Annotated in this window: 17 protein-coding genes; 9 read left to right on the forward strand and 8 right to left on the reverse strand. The window is 61.9% G+C overall.

Annotated features, from left to right (window positions below; all coding sequences use genetic code 11):
* Positions 1 to 216 precede the first annotated feature (216 nt).
* The 3 genes from PTE31013_RS21255 (at position 217) to PTE31013_RS21265 (ending at position 4588) form a co-directional block, all read left to right on the forward strand.
* Positions 217 to 633 (forward strand): DUF2946 domain-containing protein, encoded by a 417-nt coding sequence (locus tag PTE31013_RS21255; protein WP_150614621.1) that lies wholly within the window; start codon positions 217 to 219, stop codon positions 631 to 633.
* Between the two features lie 83 nt (positions 634 to 716).
* Positions 717 to 3017, forward strand: a complete 2301-nt coding sequence (locus tag PTE31013_RS21260; protein ID WP_150614622.1) for a TonB-dependent receptor — start codon at positions 717 to 719, stop codon at positions 3015 to 3017.
* A 26-nt stretch (positions 3018 to 3043) separates the two neighbouring features.
* The gene (locus PTE31013_RS21265; RefSeq protein WP_150614623.1) at positions 3044 to 4588 is read left to right on the forward strand and encodes a PepSY-associated TM helix domain-containing protein; all 1545 of its coding nucleotides are present in this window, start codon (positions 3044 to 3046) and stop codon (positions 4586 to 4588) included.
* A 175-nt stretch (positions 4589 to 4763) separates the two neighbouring features.
* Here the strand turns inward: PTE31013_RS21265 and PTE31013_RS21270 are convergent, their stop codons facing one another.
* Together PTE31013_RS21270 and PTE31013_RS21275 are read right to left on the reverse strand one after the other, a co-directional pair.
* On the reverse strand, positions 4764 to 5213 hold the full coding sequence (locus PTE31013_RS21270) for a DoxX family protein (RefSeq protein ID WP_150614624.1): 450 nt from the start codon (positions 5211 to 5213) through the stop codon (positions 4764 to 4766).
* 44 nt (positions 5214 to 5257) lie between these two features.
* Positions 5258 to 6079: an alpha/beta fold hydrolase gene (locus PTE31013_RS21275; protein ID WP_150614625.1), complete on the reverse strand. Its 822-nt coding sequence runs from the start codon at positions 6077 to 6079 to the stop codon at positions 5258 to 5260.
* 711 nt (positions 6080 to 6790) lie between these two features.
* Between PTE31013_RS21275 and PTE31013_RS21280 the strand changes: the two genes are divergently transcribed.
* Positions 6791 to 7342, forward strand: coding sequence for an antibiotic biosynthesis monooxygenase (locus PTE31013_RS21280; RefSeq protein ID WP_150614626.1), 552 nt, complete (start codon positions 6791 to 6793; stop codon positions 7340 to 7342).
* Between the two features lie 89 nt (positions 7343 to 7431).
* On the opposite strand, the gene PTE31013_RS21285 is transcribed toward PTE31013_RS21280, so the two are convergent.
* Positions 7432 to 7854 carry a MarR family winged helix-turn-helix transcriptional regulator gene (locus tag PTE31013_RS21285; RefSeq protein ID WP_150614627.1) on the reverse strand — a complete coding sequence of 141 codons (423 nt, stop codon included), beginning with the start codon at positions 7852 to 7854 and terminating at the stop codon, positions 7432 to 7434.
* A gap of 87 nt (positions 7855 to 7941) precedes the next feature.
* Between PTE31013_RS21285 and PTE31013_RS21290 the strand changes: the two genes are divergently transcribed.
* A complete protein-coding gene (locus PTE31013_RS21290; protein ID WP_150614628.1) occupies positions 7942 to 8313 on the forward strand; it encodes a VOC family protein in 372 nt (123 codons plus the stop codon).
* A 222-nt stretch (positions 8314 to 8535) separates the two neighbouring features.
* On the opposite strand, the gene PTE31013_RS21295 is transcribed toward PTE31013_RS21290, so the two are convergent.
* Positions 8536 to 8820, reverse strand: a complete 285-nt coding sequence (locus tag PTE31013_RS21295) for a YciI family protein (RefSeq protein WP_174978662.1) — start codon at positions 8818 to 8820, stop codon at positions 8536 to 8538.
* Positions 8821 to 8841: 21 nt separating this feature from the next.
* Positions 8842 to 9849, reverse strand: a complete 1008-nt coding sequence (locus PTE31013_RS21300; protein ID WP_150614629.1) for a quinone oxidoreductase family protein — start codon at positions 9847 to 9849, stop codon at positions 8842 to 8844.
* Between the two features lie 84 nt (positions 9850 to 9933).
* Between PTE31013_RS21300 and PTE31013_RS21305 the strand changes: the two genes are divergently transcribed.
* From PTE31013_RS21305 to PTE31013_RS21320, 4 genes are all read left to right on the forward strand, one after another.
* Positions 9934 to 10848 (forward strand): LysR family transcriptional regulator, encoded by a 915-nt coding sequence (locus PTE31013_RS21305; RefSeq protein ID WP_150614630.1) that lies wholly within the window; start codon positions 9934 to 9936, stop codon positions 10846 to 10848.
* 371 nt (positions 10849 to 11219) lie between these two features.
* Positions 11220 to 12002 carry an SDR family oxidoreductase gene (locus PTE31013_RS21310; protein ID WP_150614631.1) on the forward strand — a complete coding sequence of 261 codons (783 nt, stop codon included), beginning with the start codon at positions 11220 to 11222 and terminating at the stop codon, positions 12000 to 12002.
* Between the two features lie 36 nt (positions 12003 to 12038).
* The gene (locus tag PTE31013_RS21315) at positions 12039 to 14003 is read left to right on the forward strand and encodes an oxidoreductase (protein ID WP_150614632.1); all 1965 of its coding nucleotides are present in this window, start codon (positions 12039 to 12041) and stop codon (positions 14001 to 14003) included.
* 45 nt (positions 14004 to 14048) lie between these two features.
* On the forward strand, positions 14049 to 14858 hold the full coding sequence (locus PTE31013_RS21320) for an enoyl-CoA hydratase/isomerase family protein (RefSeq protein ID WP_150614633.1): 810 nt from the start codon (positions 14049 to 14051) through the stop codon (positions 14856 to 14858).
* A 96-nt stretch (positions 14859 to 14954) separates the two neighbouring features.
* Here the strand turns inward: PTE31013_RS21320 and PTE31013_RS21325 are convergent, their stop codons facing one another.
* From PTE31013_RS21325 to PTE31013_RS21335, 3 genes are all read right to left on the reverse strand, one after another.
* Positions 14955 to 15806 (reverse strand): HpcH/HpaI aldolase/citrate lyase family protein, encoded by an 852-nt coding sequence (locus tag PTE31013_RS21325; protein WP_150614634.1) that lies wholly within the window; start codon positions 15804 to 15806, stop codon positions 14955 to 14957.
* Between the two features lie 37 nt (positions 15807 to 15843).
* Positions 15844 to 16701 (reverse strand): HTD2 family dehydratase, encoded by an 858-nt coding sequence (locus tag PTE31013_RS21330; protein WP_150614635.1) that lies wholly within the window; start codon positions 16699 to 16701, stop codon positions 15844 to 15846.
* A 74-nt stretch (positions 16702 to 16775) separates the two neighbouring features.
* The coding region (locus PTE31013_RS21335) for an electron transfer flavoprotein subunit alpha/FixB family protein (protein ID WP_217426252.1) at positions 16776 to 17326 on the reverse strand (551 nt) is incomplete at its 5' end.

Consider the following 17326-nt stretch of genomic DNA (forward strand, 5'->3'; position numbering starts at 1 on the left):
AATGCCGCGCCCGCCTCGCGTTTCGCGAACGGGCGCTCGACGTGCCTCGAGGGCGACGCTCCCGGCTTCGACTTGTCTCGACCCGCCTGCGCAAAGCCCAACGCGCTTCATGCCGGACGACCCGCCCGTTTAGCAAATGCGTCGCATTCGTGATACGATCCGGGCGAATTCCAGACTCGGCCGTCCCGGCGGACCGAAAATCGGCCTTTCACGACGATGCTCACTCGCTCCCGCCAACGTTTCAGCGCATGGCTTGGCTTGACCGCCATGTGCCTGGCGCTTTGCGTGCCGATCGTGAGCCAGTGGCTGGCCGCGCACCGCGCGAGCGTTTCGCCGATCGACGCGACGTTCTGTACTGCAGAAGGATTGACGCAATCGCTCGTGCAAACCATCGCGCACGACGATTCGCACTCGGATACGCATCACGCACAGGCCGCCGATCATGGCGCGCATGGTGACGCATGCGGCTACTGCTCGCTGCTCGCGAACCATCCGCCGCTGGCCATGCCGCCGCTGGCCAGTGCGGTGTCGTTTGTCTGGATCGCCCGGGCCGGCCCGACGTTGACCGTCTCGGTGCATCCCCGCCTGCTTGTCTACATTCCGCCCGCCCGGGCTCCGCCGCACATTTCCTGATTGAAGCCTTTTCGCGTCCGGCAGGCCATTGCAATGCAATGGCCTGCCGGTAGTCATTCGCTCATTGCAGTCAGGAAAATCTCATGTCCCCCCCCTTTACGCGCAAGACGCCGCTGGCGCTCGCGCTGGCCGCCATGCTGCCGGCCGCCGCGTACGCCGACGACACGGCTCAACTCGCCCCCGTCGAACTCGCCCCGACTTCAGTCGCCGTATCCGCCGAGCGCACGCCCAAGCGCGTGCTCGACCCGAACTTGCCCGCCGCGAGCGCCACGGTCACCGCGGATCAGTTGCAGTACCAGAACGTAGAGACGACGGAAGACGCCTTGCGATATGTGCCCGGCATGGCCGTTCGACGCCGTTTCATCGGCGACCTGAACTCAACCATCGCCGTGCGTGGCACGAGCAACTCGCAAACGGCCCGCGGCCTTGTCTATGCCGACGGCCTGCTGTTGAGCAACTTCCTTGGCAACAGTTGGACGTTCGCGCCGCGTTGGTCGATGGTGTTTCCGGAGGAGATCGAACAGGTCGATGTCATCTATGGGCCGTTCTCCGCGCTCTATCCAGGCAACGCCATCGGAGCAACGGTGCTCATCACGACCCGCATGCCCGACAAGTTCGTCACGGACGCAAAAGTTCAGGGATTCACCCAGCACTTTGACCTGTTCGGTGTGAACCGAAGTTTCAACGGCAGTCACGTGAGTGCGAGCGTTGGCGACAAGTTCGGCAACCTGTCGCTGCTGGTGGGCGTAGATCACATGGAGAACACGGGACAACCGCTCCAGTTCTACACGGCGTCGCAATCGACCACGCCTGCCACGGCAAGCGCCAAGGTCGTGAGCGGCGCATACAACTATCGCGACCAGAACGGCGCGCAAGGTGTCGTCATGGGAGTGAACGGCGAAGGGATCGAGCGTGTCACGCAAGACCAACTCAAGCTCAAGGCCACCTACGATTTCACACCGACGCTGCAAGGCGGCTTCAGCTTTGGCTACTGGCATCAGAATTACAACAGTCAGACCAGCACGTTCCTGCGCGACGCGAACGGCAACCCGGTGTATTCGGGGACGGTCAACATCAACGGTTACCAATACGTCATCCCGGCATCGGCATTTGCACCGAGTCGGGGCGCGAGCGAGAACCTGCTTTACGGTCTTTCGCTCAAGACTCGCCACAAATCCGGCTGGAATTGGGAAGCCATCGCGTCGTACTTCGATATTTCGCAAAGCGAGGCACGCACGGCCAGCGCCGGGACGCCTGGCAACGGACCGGGAACGGTGACGTACGGCGACGGTACTGGTTGGAAGTCGATTGACCTGCGCAGCACGTATACGCCCACCCAGGTAGGCGCGGGTGCGCATTGGCTGGCGTTCGGTTATCACTTCGACACGTACTTCCTCGATAACCGCACGTTCAATACGGCGGCATGGATCGACGGAAACGACACGTCGCTTGCCAACGCGTTCGGCGGCAGCACGCTCACGCAGGCACTCTATGCACAGGACACCTGGCAGTTCCTGCCGCGCTGGAAACTCACAACCGGCCTGCGCTACGAAGATTGGCGCGCTTATTCGGGCGCACGCACGCTCGGCGGCGTGACGGTGCCATATGCGGGATCGGCCGACAGCCACTTTTCGCCCAAGTTGTCGCTAGCGTTCGCCGCCACGCAAGACCTGACGCTGCGCGCGTCCATCGCACGCGCCTACCGGTTCCCAACAGTCTCGGAACTGTTCCAGGGCTCGATCACGGGGACGAACATCGTCAACAACAACCCGGGGCTGCGCCCCGAGGACGATCTCGCGAAGGAGTTGAGCGCCGAGTGGCAACTGGAGGTCGGCAAGGTACGCGTCTCTCTGTTCCAGGATGACGTGAAGAATACGATCTTCAGCCAGACCAATACGACGGTCTTCCCCAACGTCACGAACTTCCAGAACATCGACAAAGTGCGCTCGCGCGGTATCGACACTGCGTTCGACGGACAGGACGTGGTCTTCCGGGGACTCGATATCGCGGCAGGTGTGACGTACACACAGTCGAAGATCATGGCCAACACGAACAATCCGGCGTCCGTCGGCAAGTATTTTTATCGGATTCCGCTGTGGCGCGCGAATCTGGTGGCGACCTACCGTTTCGATGCGAAGACGGCCGTCACCGGTGCGATTCGATACTCTGGCCGTCAGTACAACACGCTGACCAATACCGACAACAATCCGAACACCTTTGGCGGCACGAGCACCTACACCGTCGTCGATGCGAAGCTCACCTATAAGCCTACGGCGCATACACAGATCGGTATCGGTGTGGACAACCTGTTCGACACGCGCTACTTCGTTTACCACCCGTACGCCGGCCGCACCTTCTTCATCGAAGGCAAGTTCGCCATCTGAATTGCTGGCCAAGGAGATCACGAATCATGGAGATACCTTTCACGTCGACGCGCGAAGCGCGGCCGAACCAAGCCGCCGGTCGCTATCGCACATTATGGCGCTGGCACTTCTACGCAGGGTTGTTCGTCATGCCCTGGCTGATGGTGTTGGCCGTCACGGGAACGATCTACGTATTTCAACCGCAGATTGAACCGTGGCTGTATCACGACCGCATGGTCGTTGCCGCGTCAGAGATGCCTCGCCTGCCCCAGCAAACGCTCATGGAACGTGCTGCGGCATCGTTGCCGCGGGGCGCCACGATCAGTTCGGTCGAGGTGAATCGCGATCCGGCGCGAAGCGCGGAATTCATTTTCCGCCTGCCGAGCGGCGAGCGCGAGAGTGTGTACGTCAACCCGTATTCTGGCGCGGTGCTGGGCACGCTCAGCGTCGAGCATCGGCTGATGAAGCAGGTGCGCCAGTTGCATCGCGCGATGATGCTCGGCAAACCGGGGGAACTGCTCATGGAGCTGGCCGGGTGCTGGACACTGGTCATGCTCGTCACCGGCATTGCCCTCTGGTGGCCTCGCGGCAATGCGACCTGGGTGAGTGCGCTCGTACCGCGCCTGTCGTTGCGCGGCCGGCCGTTGCTCCGCAATCTGCATGGCGTAGCGGGGCTTTGGCTGGCAGCCGGGGGGCTTGCCTTCGTTCTCACCGGGCTGCCCTGGTCCGGCTCATGGGGTAAGCAGTTCAAGGCCATCGCGACGCGAGCGGGCATGGGCTATCCTGCCGGCGCGTGGGGCGAGGCGCCGGTTCGATCGCGCGTGCCCTTGACGATGGACGATCTGCCGATTGCGCAAACGCCGTGGGCCGTCGGCGATACCACGGTGCCGAATTCAAAGATGCCACCGCACGCCATGCAAGACATGGCCGGCATGATGAACATGCCTGCCATGAGCGGCACGCAGAAGGCCGCAGCTTCGCGGTCGTCCGATGAACATGCGGGCCACGGCGGCGGTCCGAAAGGTCCGAAAGGACTGACGATTGCGCAGTTGAATGCGCAGGGGGCGCTCCCCGTCGACGCGGTCATCGAGATTGCGGCCCGCGAGGGGGTACGGAGCGACTACAGCCTGGTCGTGCCGTCACGTCCGGATGGCGTGTATACCGTCTCCTATTTCCCCGCCGATCCACGCGACGAACGCACGCTACACATCGACCAGTACAGCGGCAAGGTGCTGCGCGACATCGATTACGACGCCTACGGCAGCGTGGCGCAGGCGATCTCGTATGGCACGTCGTTGCACATGGGCCGATACTTCGGCGCCGTCAACCAATGGCTATGCGCGTTGATTTCGATGGGGCTCTTCGCAATGGCGGCGACAGGCGCCGCGATGTGGTGGATACGCCGCCCGTCCCGCTCGCTGGGTGCACCCGCGCGGATGCCGATGCGCGTTCCCATGCGCGGCTGGATCGTGTCCTTGGTCGCGTTGGGCGTCGTGTTTCCACTGATGGGAGCGACGATGCTCGCGGTCTGGGCACTTGACCGGATGTGGGTCAGGTGGGCAACGAAATCGCTTCGGCAGGCGACACAATGAATGCCGTTGATGACGGCCCGCTCGGCAGGGGCCGTCGCGCGACGCGCGCCACAATGCGGTTATAGCCCTGGTCTAGCGCAAGACAGGCGGCGGCCCGGGGAGGCATGTACTGTAAGCGCCATACATGCCCCCGACAGGACGAGCCACACCGAGTGAGACGAGAGAGAGCGTTTCATCACGAACTTCGGCAAACGCTTTCGCTCAGGTCATACCAAGCGACGGCGACGAATCCGCCCACCAGTCCGAGATGCTCGAAAAAGCCGTTGGCAAGCATCAGCCGCGCCTCGGGAGGCGCGGCCCAGAACCGGTTGGCGAGACACGACGCCGCCAGCGTAAATCCGGCCAACGCCAACGCCCCCAACCACCGCCACCGGCCCGTCAGGATCAACAGTGACGCGCCGACTTCAAGCACGATAACGGCCAGTGCCATCGGTGCGGCCGGCGACAAACCGAAGTGCCGCATCTCGGCGATGGCGCCCGGGAAATCCATCGCCTTGTCGATGCCGCCTTGCAGGTAAGCGCTACACAATAGCAACAGCGCGAGCCAGTAGATCCAGCTCGGTAGCGAGCACGTCTTGCGAGCAACGGCAGATGAAACATCCGGCGACGGCGGGACGGGAGCCATAGAGCACCTCGGTTAACACACGCTGATCAGAACGCCCAGCAAGCTCACTGGTTGATGAAGGCCAGCAGGTCGGCGTTGACCTGATCGGCGTTGATCACGCACATGCCGTGGGAAGCCCCCTTGTATACCTTGAGCTTGGCGTTGGGGGCGATCTTGACAGACAGTTCGGCGGCATTGCCGATCGGGACGATCTGATCGTCGTCGCCGTGCAGGATCAGCGTCGGGATCGTCATTTTCTTCAGATCTTCCGTGTAGTCGACTTCCGAGAATTCCTTGACGCACAGATACTGGCCCAGAATGCTACCCGTCATGCCTTGCGCCCAAAACGCGTCGACGGTACCTTGCGAAACTGTGGCCTCCGGACGGTTGAAACCGAAGAACGGCACCGCCAGGTCCTTGTAGAACTGCGAGCGGTTGTCTGCCACGCCCTTGCGGATGTTGTCGAACACCTCAAGCGGCAAGCCGTTCGGATAGGCTTCTGACTTGGCCATGATCGGCGGCACCGCGCCGATCAATGCCGCGCGCGCGACGCGCTGGGTGCCGTGGCGGCCGATGTAGCGCGCGACTTCGCCACCGCCGGTCGAGTGACCGACCAGCGTAGCGCCCTGAATGTCGAGCACGTCCAGCAGCGCGGCCAGATCGTCTGCGTAGGTGTCCATATTGTTACCATGCGCCGGCTGGCTGGAGCGCCCATGGCCCCGACGGTCGTGCGCGATGACACGACAGCCGTGCTGCACCAGGAAAAGCATCTGCGCGTCCCAAGCATCGGCATTGAGTGGCCAGCCGTGCGAGAAGACTACGGGCTTGCCGCTGCCCCAGTCTTTGTAGAAGATCTGCGTGCAGTCTTGGGTGGTGATCGTATTCATCGTCTGAGCTCCGTGAGAGGAATGGCGGACTGGCGAGAGCGACTTCAGGTGGAAACCGGCATATGTTGCACTTGGCACCGTGGGTCGCCAAAGTGGCGGCGGCACCAAGCGTGTCGGCGCCACTTTGGCGGCCTGCGACGCAAGGTGTCGACGGTACTGGCGGGCGTCGGGCGTTTTGCATCAACGTCTGACGGCCCATCGCAAAGAAGGCTAATGGCTTTGTGCCGGCACCACCATTGTCACTTGGTATTAACCGCCCGCGCCCGGCACCGTGGCGGATTCGCTAGAATGCGCCTTCGCCCGATTGAGCGTCAATCAGCCATTCACGGCCCGCGACACGCACTTCTATCGCACGCGCGCCGAGCACGACGTGTTGGCGCATCTCATGCGAGCGCGGCTGCCCGTGTCTGCGCAGCCCGCCGAAGCCAACCGGTCGCTCGTCACCCCGATCGGCCTGACGCTGGGCACCCACTTGGTGCGGAAATCAATGACAGTTGACACAACGCATTGCGAAAGCGCGCACCTTGCTGGCATCGATCGGAACGCCGCTCGTCGATAGGGCGAACGCATGCGTGGACCGTTCCCTGTGGAGCATCCCGCAGCGGCGCTCGGCGGCGCGCAGGCACGGCACACCTTTGTGCTATTGGTAAGTGCGCTCGACTGTGATCTGATGAACGCGTTCTCCACGTCACGCCCTGCGCGTTGCCCATCATGACCCGCGAGCCCAACGACATCGTCACGAGCATCATTACCCACGAGATCATTCCCGAAGCGATGAATCGCTACGAGCAGTGGCTCGCCGACATCCGCCAGGTGTGTGAGCGCTTCGAGGGTTATCTTTCCACCGATGTGATCCGGCCGCTCGGTAAGCAGCACACCTATGTGGTGATCATTCGTTTTGACGGTTTCGAAAACCTCACGCGCTGGATGGAGTCGGCCGAACGCCGGGATTTCCTGCAGCGTATGCAGCCCTTCCTGCCGAAGGGCGATCGCTACCAGATTCGCACGGGACTCGAATTCTGGTTCGAGCCTCCAGCGCACAAGCCTGCCACGCCGTGGAAGCAGTGGCTGGTGACGTGGTCTGCGATCTTTCCCTTGTCGGTCCTGGTGCCGTGGATACTGGGGCCGGTATTCGCCCTGTGGCCCTTCCCCGGCGAGTCGATCGTCGCCCGGATGGCCGGTAGCGCGGTGATCGTGTTGCTGATGGTCTACGTGGTGATGCCGCGCTACACCAAGGCTGTCGCCGGCTGGCTGTTCCGCTGAGGTGCCGGTGGACGCGGCTGCTCGACCAAACCTCGGCAACTGACACTTTCCTGCGGGTGGCTCTTGCTCACCAATCGGGAAAGCTGCCGCTATCGGAGGGCATTTGCCAGCCGCATTAGCGTGGTTGCGACAAGGTGCGGATCGAGCGGCGCTGCGGCGTCGACAAGGCGTTTTTCGGCATCGGCAACGATGGCGGAGGCTGCCTCCAGAGCCTGATCGCCTGCGGGCGTCAACTCGGTCTTCTGAACGCGCCCGTGGTCCGGATGAGGAGTCCGCCCGATGAAGCCAGACTTCTCGAGTGTGACGAGAATCGCCTGCATTGTCTGCGGCGTGACGAAGGCTTGACGCGCCAGTGCGGCGTTCGAAGCGCCTGGTTCGACCTTTAAGTAGGCGAGCACCGCATATTGCGGCGTCGTCAGACCGATCTGACGCAATTCCGCATCCATGCGCGTCCGAAGCGCGTGTTGGGCCTGCTTCAGCGCGAAGCCGATCGTCGCATAGGGGTCGTCCATCAGCAAACTCGCATTGACATATCAGGGCCCTTATATTATATAAGTGTCCTGATACTATCAAATCCAACAAGACAAGGAAACCCCGCCATGCCGCATCTGATCGGACCTGATTTCATTGGCATTCAAGTCAAAGACATTGAAGCCGCGCGCGCCTTCTACACCGACGTCGTCGGGCTTCGCCCCGCGGCGATGAGTCCGCCGGGAGCCGTCGTGTTCGATACCAAGCCGGTTCCATTTGCCGTCCGCACGCCTGCCATCGACCTGGAGGCGACCGATAAGCTGGGCTGGGGCATTGCCATCTGGTTCGGCTGTGACGACGCTGATGCACTGCACGACCATATCGTTGGTCAAGGCGTCGAAATCGAGTTCGCGCCGAAGGATGGGCCGTTCGGCCGATACTTCGCGTTCCGGGATCCGTTCGGCTACTCCATCACGGCCCACGCGGTCGTGAAGTCCTGATTTGGCGTCCAAGGAAAGCAACATGACGAACGTCAATCAGCCCCGGCTTTTTGTCACCGGCTCGACCGGCGAACTCGGACGCCTCGTGACTTCGAGATAGGTGACCGTATCGTCGGAACGGCACGTTCTCACGGCCAAGCATCTGCCTGGCGAACTCATCCGGAAGATTTGATGGCGTTGTTTGCAGCGGTGCCGCTTGGGCATCGAGCGCAAAGCTACGACTCAGAAGTCGGGCATGCCCTGAGCGGCCATAGTCGGTTCCCAGGCAATGATTTGGTAGCTGGCGACCCCGGCCTGATGAAAGGGGTCTTCGGAAATCCATTGTGTGACTTCGTCAAGCGCGTTCGCCCTGGCGAGAATCACGCCACCGGTTCGCGGCGCCTTCCTGCCCGAAAGCAGGAAGTGCCCCGCCGCGTAATGGCGATTCAGAAAGGCGCGATGGCCGTCCATGTGGACGTCCACTTCGGACAGGGGGCGCAGATAGTCGAGAAGGATTAGAAACAGCATGATGATCCTCGTTGCTTTTACTCAGGGACGCAGGAGAATGGCACCCACGGTTTGCCCGGCTTCCAGCCGGCGATGTGCCTCTGCCGCTTCGCTCAACGGGAGGATGTCGCCGATCGTCGGTCGCAGCCCGGCCTGCAGTTGCCGGATCGTGGCCAGTGCACCTTCGCGGTAACGTGCCGGATCCATCATGAAGCGGAAGACGCCGGGCCGGGAGAGCGCCACCGAACGCGCCGGCCCGAGCAGCGACAGATCGAGCAGTCCGGGGTCACCCGCCACCTGGCCGACATTGGCGACCATACCATAGGGACGTACGCAGCCCAGGGTATCGAGCAGGGTCTTTCCGCCGATGCCATCGATAGCGTAATCGACGCCCCGGCCATCAGTCAGCCGCATGACCTCTGCCACGAAGTCCTTATCGCGGTAATTGATGGCGTGGTCCAATCCGTGTGCGATTGCCAGTTCCGCCTTGGCCGGCGAACTGACGGTGCCGATGACGCGAGCGCCCATGGCCTTCGCCCACTGCACGAGCACCACCCCGAGACCTCCGGCCGCGGCGTGCACGAGCACAGTATCGCCAGCCTTCAGCGAATAGACGTAGGTCAGCAACATGTGAGTGGTGATGCCGCGCAGCAGCAGGCTGGCCACCGCATCGTCGGGCACGTCGTCGGGCAACGCGATGGCCCGGGCGGCCGGCAGGTTGCGGGCGCTGGCATAGCCGCCGGTGGGTGGGCCGGCGTAGGCAATACGCTGGCCCAGACGCACCGTGTCGACATCCGGGCCGAGGGCCTCGACGATTCCGGCGGCCTCGACGCCAAGCACTGCGGGAAGCGAGGGCAGCCGGTAGAGGCCGGTGCGGTGATAGATATCGACATAGTTGACACCGATGGCCGTGTGCCGGACGCGGATCTCGCCGGCCGCCGGCGGAGGCAGTGTTTCGTCTACGGTGGTCAGTGTCGACGCGTCGCCATATTGACCGATAACGATCTGGGACGCTGCTGATGAGTCGCGAAGCGATTCGCGCTTGGTCATGATGTTCTCCTGATGGCTGAGCTTGCAAGCGCAGCTTACGTCTAGCAAAATGACCCATCAATTCGCAAAAACTTGACATTTACTGTGCAAAAAAACACAGCCATCGCTGGCGTTGACAAGCGCAGTCTCCAGTGGGACGACATCCGTTATTTTCTGGAACTGGCGCGCACGGGCAGCCTGTCGGGCTCGGCTCGGCGGCTCGGAGTCGAGCACTCGACCGTGGCAAGGCGTGTCGAGGCACTGGAACAGTCGCTGGGGATCAGGCTCTTCGACCGCTTACCCAAAGCCTGGTCACTGACGGCGGAAGGCGAGACGCTGGTCGCCCAGGCCGGCCGACTTGACGACGAAGTCCAGGCATTTTCGCGGGTAGCGCTCGGCGTTTCATCCTTGCAGGGAACGGTCCGGCTTTCGGCCCCCCCGGCCTTGGCTGGCCATTTCCTGGTGCCTCGCCTGGCCGCCATGCGCTCCAGATGGCAGAACATCGATCTGGAGGTTATCGGTGAATCGCGGGATGCCAATCTGGCGCGGGGCGAGGCCGATCTGGCGATCAGAATGTCGCGGCCCACTGCGGCGGGCCTGGCGGCGCGTGGCATTGGGGACATGGGTTATGGACTTTACGCGGCCCATGGTTATACCCGCCGAGCGGCTGATGCCTGGGAGTTTCTGGGTTACGACGACAGTCTTGACCAGGTACCCCAGCAGCGCTGGCTGACTCAGGTTGCCGGCAATCGGCGCTTTGTCTTCAGGAGCAACGATCTCACTGCATTGCTCAACGCCACCCGAGTTGGTCTCGGAATCGCGGTACTCCCCCATTTCTTGGCTGCCAACGACGACGCATTGTCGTTGGTACCCGATCCCGTCTGCGCTACGGTACGAAAGATATGGCTGGTGATGCATCCCGATGTCAAACGGTCGCCACGTGTGCGGCTGCTTGCCGATCTGCTGGTGGAGCTGGTCGTCGAGGCGCAAGCGCTGTTGTCGGGAAATGTCCCCGGCTGATTCACCGAGGGCTTTTCCATCCTGCTGTCGCTGGTTTGATAGTGTCCGACGCATGCCGAACTCGGCCTATTGCAGCGAACATGACCACAATCCGTCGTCGACAAAGTCTTTCGGCATCGCTTCCTGTCAGGGCTTCAAATTTGCCAGAAATCTCCAGTTTTGGATGCTACGGTTTTTCGGGGGAGGTCAACAAATTCGCATGCAAACATCCCACACTCGGCGCCCTGGGCGTGCATGTGCCCTTTTGCCTGCCCATCGTCGTTCAAAGTACGGAACGCATGGGGAGCGTCTGTGGCGTTGGGTCCGCTCCTGGCCATAGAATTTTCTCGGCTGTGAAAAGAAAAAAAGCAGGATGAGACCAAGGAGGAATTGTGGACATGCAACTCAAAGATCGGCGCGTGCTGATCACTGGCGCATCGCAAGGCATTGGTGACGGGCTCGCCAGGGCCTTTGCCGAAGAAGGATGCTCGGTGTCGCTCGTCGCCCGATCCGCCGAAAAGCTGAACGCGCTTGCGAATGAACTACGCGCGGAATTCGGCGTAACGATAGACGTTCTCCCAATCGACTTGACGCAGTCTGGCGCCCTTGCCGAAGTCGTCGACTTCGCCGGTAGCATTGACATTCTGGTGAACAATGCCGGCGCCATTCCCGGAGGCACCCTCTGGGAGGTCGACGAGGAAGCGTGGCGTAGCGGTTGGGAGCTGAAAGTTTTCGGCTACATCAACCTGACGCGCACCGTATACGCCGGCATGAAGCAACGAGGCAGCGGCGTCATCCTCAACAACATCGGCAACGGCGGCCAGAATTTCGACTTCAACTACATCGCAGGAACGACAGGCAATGCCGCACTGATGGCATTCACCTGCGCTTTGGGCGGCCGCAGCCTTGACGATGGGATTCGCGTGGTTGGCGTCAACGCGGGCCCAGTGGCTACGGAGCGGATTACCAAGGTGTTGAAGAGCCATGCCGCACGCTCGCTAGGCGATGAGAATCGCTCCGGGGAACTGCTTTCAACTTACCCGCTCGGACGTGCCGCGACGGTAAAAGAAGTCGCGGACCTCTTCGTTTATCTGGCTTCCTCACGCTCGAGTTACACGTCCGGCACGATCGTCACCGTCGATGGCGGCATCACGTCGAAACGCTCGATTGCTTAATCGACTACAGCGCAGTCTCTGGAACAAGGAGAGGGAATGTATGCCCGCGTCCTGTCTCCGATCAAGATCGGATCGGTAGACATCCCCAATCGCATCGTGCGTACCGCACATGCCACCGCGTTTTCCCGCCAGTACATCACGGACGATTTGATCGCCTACCACCTGGAGCGCGCCAAAGGCGGCGCGGGCCTGTCGATCATCGAGGGAGCGTCAGTCCATCCGTCGTCCACGTTCGCGCTGAGCGTCCGTGACGACGATGCGATTCCCCACATGAAGCGCATGGTTGCCGCAATAGCGCCAATGGGCATGAAGCTTTTCCAACAGCTTTGGCATGGTGGCTATACCGACCCATCGGCAAGCGGCGGCTTGCCGTGGGCAGTCTCGCCACTACCCGGCCGGTACTCGGCGGCACCGCCCGTTCCCATGACGGCCGATCAGGTACAAGCGCTGGTTCAGGCGTATGCAAGCGCCGCAGTCCGGGTGCAGGAATCCGGTATGCAAGGCGTGGAGATTCTGGCGGGGAACGGCTATCTCTTCTCGCAGTTCTTCTCCCCGATCATCAACCAGCGGACCGACGAATACGGCGGTAACTTCGAGAATCGTATCCGTCCGCTGCTGGACACGTTGCGCGCCATTCGGCGAGCGACGTCGGCAGATTTCGCGGTCGGCATTCGTATCGGTGACAGTACCGATCAACGCATTCTGTGTGAGGATGACGTCAACACCATCGCCCTGCGCGCACAAGCCGAGGGACTGATCGACTTCGTCAACATCACGCACGGCGACTATTACTTTCACGTCGAACGATATGCAGGCATGGACCGGCCCGTGGGCTATCAATTGTCGTCCAGCGACGCGGTCGGCAAGGGCATCACCGTGCCACGGATCATCGTGGGCAGGTACGCCACGCTCGACGATGCGGAACAGGCACTCAAGGCCGGTCAGGCCGACATGATCAGTATCGTGCGCGGCATGATTGCCGATCCGATGCTGATAGTGAAGTCGCGAGACGGTCGCGGCACTGAGGTTCGGCCTTGCATCGCCTGTAACCAGGGCTGCATAGGCGGCGTATTCACTGGACGCATGGGCTGTGCCGTAAACCCTGCAGTCGGTCATGAGGCGACCCTGTCGGAGGACAGGATCATGAAGGCGTCCAACCCACGCAACGTCGTGGTCGTGGGAGGCGGCGTCGCGGGTCTGGAAGCGGCCCGCGTCGCGCTGCTCGGCGGGCATCGCGTAACACTGTTCGAAGCAACCTCGGGTCTGGGCGGCCTGTTGAACTACGCCCGCAAGATGCCTAAGCTTCATGCCATCGGGGACATCGCCATCTGGTTGGAGAACGAGGTTTACCGGCTGGGAGCGAATATCAGACTGTCAACGTATGCGGACACTGCGGATGTCCTTGCAGAACAACCTGATGTGGTCATTGTCGCAACAGGGTCGCAACCGGGAGATATCGCCGAGTTCGTGCAAACAGCCTCCCCCGCCGCGCGTATCGCCTTCGCGCCCGACGCCCGAGTGTTGACATCGCTGGATCTGATTGCGGCCAGTTCACGGGACTATGGCCGCACGGCCGTCGTCTTCGACGATGTGGGACATTACGAGGCGATCGGCTGCTGCGAATCCCTTGCCAATCTTGGCGTCGAAGTCACTTACGTAACCCGCCATCTCATGTTCTCGCCTGCCATGGAAGTCACAGGTCGCACACAAGCCGCTTTGCAGCGGCTGCATCGCGCGGGGAAGTTCCGGATCGTCACACAGTCGGAGATCGTCGCCATTGAGAAGGGCATCGCCTGGATCAAGCCGCTCTTCGGCAACGCCCCCGACCCTGTGCCCGCCGACACCGTGGTGCTGGTCGGCTATCGGAAATCGCAAAACGAACTGTGGCATGAGCTTCGCGGGCGCGTTGCACAACTTCATATCGTCGGCGACGCGCTATCCGCCCGTGACATCCAGCCTGCCATCAGGGAAGGACACCTTGCGGCAAGAGCCATCGAGTAATAGATAGACGGCATGCCATCTTCCACGTCTATATTTGGACTACGCATGAAATACGAAGACTTTCAGTTTCTATTATTCGCCCGCCAGCCCGACGGAGTACTTCTCGTGACGCTCAACCGCCCCGAGGCGATGAACGCGACGAACAAGCGCATGCATTGGGAGTTAACCAAGGTTTGGGGAGTCGCCAACGAAGACCCGGCGGTCAAGGTCATCGTGGTCACAGGGGCAGGCGAGCGTGCCTTCTCCGCAGGCGGCGATCTCGCCGTCGTCGAGGAAATGTCGAACAGCCATGAGGCGACCCTGCGAGTCATGAAGGAGGCTTCCGACATCGTCTACAACATGCTGACATGCGAAAAGCCAATCGTCTCGGCGATCAATGGCACGGCCGTCGGCGCTGGCCTCGTTGTCGCCCTGCTCGCCGACGTGAGCGTGATGGCTGAGGATGCCAGGATCACCGACGGACATGCCCGTCTTGGCGTCTCTGCGGGAGATCATGCCGCCATCGTCTGGCCACTGCTCTGCGGCATGGCCAAAGCAAAGTACTACCTGATGACTGCCGAGTTCGTCGACGGCAAGGAAGCGGAGCGCATCGGTCTCGTTACCTTCTGCGCCCCCCGCGCCGACGTGCTCGCCCGATCATTGGCGATTGCCGCCAGTCTCGCGCGTGGCAGTCAGACGGCAATCCGAGCCACCAAGTCATCGCTCAATAATTGGATGCGCCTTGCCGGGCCCGTCTTCGACAACTCGCTTGCCATGGAAATGCTGTGTTTCCTTGGGCCGGACGTCAAAGAAGGGTTAGCTGCGCTGCGCGCAAAACGTCAGGCGGACTTTCCGTCTGCACGCTTACCTGGGTGATGAAAAAACGCACCGGCGCAAAGATGCGGTTTGCCGGTGCGGCCACGCCGACGCTACGGGCGGTACTACCAACGCCCCCTGTCGCGTCGACCGCAATCATCCACGGCCTCTCGCGGCAATTGCCTCTGCCGCTCGTATCACTGGAAGATCGACCATACGTCCGTCCAGACTGAACGCTTCGCCGGCGTGACGAGTGGCCTCTTCCAGCACACGTTTCGCCCAGGCCCGTTCGACGTCGGTATCGCCTAGCGCTTCGTTCACGACGACCACCTGAGACGGATGAATGCACAGTTTCCCGCTAAAGCCAAAGGCGCGCGCACGTTGAGCGTCCGCCTTCAGACGCTGCGCGTCGCCAGTCTGCGTCGTCACACCATCTATCGGCGCGGGTAGTCCCGCGCGACGCGACGCCGCCACGAGCGCATTGCGGGCAAAGGCCAATTCCGGCTCTTCGACGCTCGCTCGCATACCCAGATCGAGCTGAAAATCCAGATGCCCGAAGGCCAGACGCACCACCTGCGGCGTTCGGGCCAACGCATCGGCGGCATCCATCCCCGCCAGCGACTCTACGAGCGCAACGATTGGCATGGTCTCTCCCAGCGAATTCGCCACCGCGCGCAGAACGCTCGCCTGCTCGGACTTGGGAAGCATTGCCGCAACGCCCTGCTCCGTCCACTGGCGCAGCAGGGCGAGGTCGGCGTCGTGCCACTGCGTGCCTGCGCCGTTCACACGTACCACGACGCGAGTCAGTGCTTCGGATGGCAACTTCGACAGGTGCCGGGCGAGTCCCTCACGTGCGTCGTTCTTGGCGGCTTCGGCAACGGCATCTTCGAGATCGATAACAACGGCATCAGCCCCTGAATCAAGCGCCTTGGCAAAGCGTTCGGGTCTCGTCGCTGGAACGAACAGGAAACTGCGCGCATGGCGCGCAACACAAGGGAGTATGGCCATCAGACGGTTCGGAAGATGTGCAATTTCAGGCGCGCTATTACTCAATTTCGGCGCGGGCCAGCATGGCCAACGTCCCTTCGGGACCACGCGCCCACAGCAGCGCCGTATTTCCCTCGAGCTTGCCATTCACCGTAAACGGTGCAGTATCGAACAGGGGACTCACGGCCTTGAATTCGAAGCTGCGAATCGTCTTACCGGGTTGCGGTCGGCGCAGCGCCTCGATCAATAGCGTGGCAATCAGCGGGCCGTGAACCACGAGCCCCGGATAGCCCTCCTCCTGCATCGCGTACGACCGGTCATAGTGGATGCGATGCCCGTTGAAAGTCAGCGCGGAATAACGCATCAGCAGCACGGGATCGGGCACGATGGTTCGCGAGAACTGCTCATCCGTGGGGGCGGGTGTCAGTTGCGACGCCGGTGCGCTGGCAACGGCTCTCGGAGACGCTTCCCGGTACACGATATCCCGCAACTCCCGGATCGCCACGCCTTGGGCATCGCCGATGTCGTGCCGCACAGTCACGAAAATCAGTTGACCACTGCGCCCCGACTTGGTCTGCACTCTCTCGACGGTGGAACGGCGCTGAATGCGTTCGCCGACCACGAGGGGACGAAGAAATTGCAACCGGCTACCCGCCCACATCCGGCGCGGCAGGGAGATGGGCGGCATAAATCCGCCGCGCTGCGGGTGCCCGTCGCTGCCGATCAGGCTATGGCGCTCGCCAGGAAGAAAGTACAGCCAATGCCATAGCGGCGGCAGCGTCGCAGGCAGGATGTCCGGTACCGCATCGTTCAGCGTGGCTTGCAACAGGCGGATGGGGGCTTGGGTGACTTGATCGTCGCGCACTTCGCTGCGACCGACCCAAGCTTCGAAAGATTCAGTATTTTCAAGGCTCATACCGTCTCACGCCTGATGAGGGAAGTGTCAATGCGAGCAAGCATTCGCAGGGCAAACGCTTGCGGCTCGTTCGTTCAAAGTGCCTTGACCAGCTCCGGGATCGCGGCGAACAGGTCAGCCTCCAGCGCGTAATCCGCCACCGAGAATATCGGCGCTTCCGGATCCTTGTTGATCGCCACGATCACCTTCGAATCCTTCATCCCCGCCAAGTGCTGGATCGCCCCAGAGATGCCCACCGCCACGTACAACTGCGGCGCCACGATCTTGCCCGTCTGGCCAACCTGGTAGTCGTTGGGCACATATCCGGCATCGACCGCCGCGCGCGAGGCGCCCAGTGCCGCTCCCAGCTTGTCCGCCAACGGCTCCAGCACCTTCGTGTAATTTTCGCCACTGCCCAGACCCCGGCCGCCCGAGACGATGATCTTCGCTGAGGTCAGCTCCGGGCGGTCCAGTTTCGTCGCTTCGCGACCCACGAAGTACGCGAGCTCGGAGTCCGGAACCGCCGGAACTGATTCCATGGACGCGGCACTGCCTTGTGTTTCCGCCGCGTCAAACCCCGTCGAGCGCACCGTGATCACCTTCACCTTGTCCGCGCTTTGCACCGTCGCGATCGCGTTGCCCGCAT

The sequence above is a fragment of the Pandoraea terrigena genome, from assembly GCF_902459705.1.
GTDB lineage: Bacteria > Pseudomonadota > Gammaproteobacteria > Burkholderiales > Burkholderiaceae > Pandoraea > Pandoraea terrigena.

Excerpts from the sequence above, each read along its gene's own strand:
- PTE31013_RS21255 (WP_150614621.1), top strand. The coding sequence starts at position 217 with ATGCTCACTCGCTCCCGCCAACGTTTCAGCGCATGGCTTGGCTTGACC.
- PTE31013_RS21260 (WP_150614622.1), top strand. The coding sequence starts at position 717 with ATGTCCCCCCCCTTTACGCGCAAGACGCCGCTGGCGCTCGCGCTGGCC.
- PTE31013_RS21265 (WP_150614623.1), top strand. The coding sequence starts at position 3,044 with ATGGAGATACCTTTCACGTCGACGCGCGAAGCGCGGCCGAACCAAGCC.
- PTE31013_RS21270 (WP_150614624.1), bottom strand. The coding sequence starts at position 5,213 with ATGGCTCCCGTCCCGCCGTCGCCGGATGTTTCATCTGCCGTTGCTCGC.
- PTE31013_RS21275 (WP_150614625.1), bottom strand. The coding sequence starts at position 6,079 with ATGAATACGATCACCACCCAAGACTGCACGCAGATCTTCTACAAAGAC.
- PTE31013_RS21280 (WP_150614626.1), top strand. The coding sequence starts at position 6,791 with ATGACCCGCGAGCCCAACGACATCGTCACGAGCATCATTACCCACGAG.
- PTE31013_RS21285 (WP_150614627.1), bottom strand. The coding sequence starts at position 7,854 with ATGGACGACCCCTATGCGACGATCGGCTTCGCGCTGAAGCAGGCCCAA.
- PTE31013_RS21290 (WP_150614628.1), top strand. The coding sequence starts at position 7,942 with ATGCCGCATCTGATCGGACCTGATTTCATTGGCATTCAAGTCAAAGAC.
- PTE31013_RS21295 (WP_174978662.1), bottom strand. The coding sequence starts at position 8,820 with ATGCTGTTTCTAATCCTTCTCGACTATCTGCGCCCCCTGTCCGAAGTG.
- PTE31013_RS21300 (WP_150614629.1), bottom strand. The coding sequence starts at position 9,849 with ATGACCAAGCGCGAATCGCTTCGCGACTCATCAGCAGCGTCCCAGATC.
- PTE31013_RS21315 (WP_150614632.1), top strand. The coding sequence starts at position 12,039 with ATGTATGCCCGCGTCCTGTCTCCGATCAAGATCGGATCGGTAGACATC.
- PTE31013_RS21320 (WP_150614633.1), top strand. The coding sequence starts at position 14,049 with ATGAAATACGAAGACTTTCAGTTTCTATTATTCGCCCGCCAGCCCGAC.
- PTE31013_RS21325 (WP_150614634.1), bottom strand. The coding sequence starts at position 15,806 with ATGGCCATACTCCCTTGTGTTGCGCGCCATGCGCGCAGTTTCCTGTTC.
- PTE31013_RS21330 (WP_150614635.1), bottom strand. The coding sequence starts at position 16,701 with ATGAGCCTTGAAAATACTGAATCTTTCGAAGCTTGGGTCGGTCGCAGC.